Source organism: Streptomyces poriferorum, from assembly GCF_019399235.1.
GTDB lineage: Bacteria > Actinomycetota > Actinomycetes > Streptomycetales > Streptomycetaceae > Streptomyces > Streptomyces poriferorum.
The window spans coordinates 1-1,206 of sequence record NZ_JAELVH010000555.1 but is presented as its reverse complement, the minus strand read 5'-3'; the positions used below and the strand labels follow the sequence as shown (position 1 = coordinate 1,206).

Sequence of the window (1,206 nt, the reverse complement as noted above, 5' to 3'; positions counted from 1 at the left end):
GCTGGCTGACCGAGACCTCTCCGGTGCCGTGGACCCTGCGCCCCGGGAAGGCCGCCCAGGCACAGGGGATCGTGCTGCCGGGGCAGGCGGGGCAGGCGGCGAAGGCGCGCGGCAAGGGCTGAGGGCGCAGCGTGGGTTGAGGCGCGCGGGCGCGGGCCGAGAGGCGCCGGGCTCAGCTACTCGGCGGCGTGTGCGGCGCGTCGGGGGCTGCTGAGGGAGTGCCCTTGCCGGTGTCCGCGCCGGTGCCCCCGTTCGCGTTCCGGCGTGCGTCGCTCCGCGTGGAAAGGATCAGCGTCGTGGCGATGAGGAGCGCCGTGATGATGCCGGTGACGAGGACCGGGGACGGCGCGAACGTGGCGGCCAGGACGGCGAGGACCGCGACGGGGTGGAGTACGTCGGCCGCGCGGCGGAGGCCGCCGGTGCGGTGGTGCAGCAGCCATACGAGGGTCACGAAGACGGCGACCGGGATGGTGTAGACCGCCGCTGCGGCCCGGTCGGAGAGGTGCCCGTGGCCGGTCGTGTGAGCCACGTTGACCGCGAGACCGGCGCCCACCGCCGCCGCGGAGGCGAAGACCAGGTAGTGGCCGTAGCCCCACAGGAGTGCCATCCGCAGGGTGGTGAGCCGGTCGTGCACGCGCGCACTCCGCGCGAAGTAGAGCCACCACAGGGCGAAGACGGTCAGAATGCCGCCGACGACCAGGGCGGCGAGGTCGCCGAGTGCCGTGTGGGAGTCGAGCGCGGCGTGTACGGCTCCGGTGGCGGCGGTGATGGACTCGCCCAGCACGATCAGGGTGAACAGGCCGTACCGCTCGGCGATGTGGTGCGGGTGCCAGGTGGTGATGGCCGAGCGTTCCGCCCAGGCGGGTACGGCGATCTCGGCCAGGACCAGGATGCCGAAGGTGAGGAGGCCGGTGTCCTCGGGCAGCGTCAGCCGTACGACCCAGCCGACCTGTACGACGAAGATTCCCACGGCGTAGCGCAGGCAGGTGGAACGCCGCTCGGGGTCGGACCGGGCGGCCCGCAGCCACTGGGTGACCATGGCGAGCCGCATGATCACGTAGCCCCAGGTGATGACCGTGAAGTCCTCGTGCTGCAGGGCCTGTGACGCCCCGGCGGCGAGGACGAGGGCGCCGGTGATCTGGACGAGGGTGAGCAGCCGGTAGGGCACGTCGTCGGTGTCGTAGGCGGAGGCGAACCAGGTGAAGT

The 1,206-nt window shown here is 72.6% G+C and carries 1 protein-coding gene; it reads right to left on the bottom strand.

The features are described 5' to 3' along the window. Positions 1–172: 172 nt before the first annotated feature. Positions 173–1,206: low temperature requirement protein A (locus tag JGS39_RS39560; RefSeq protein ID WP_219574593.1), on the bottom strand; the 1,034-nt coding region annotated here is incomplete at its 5' end.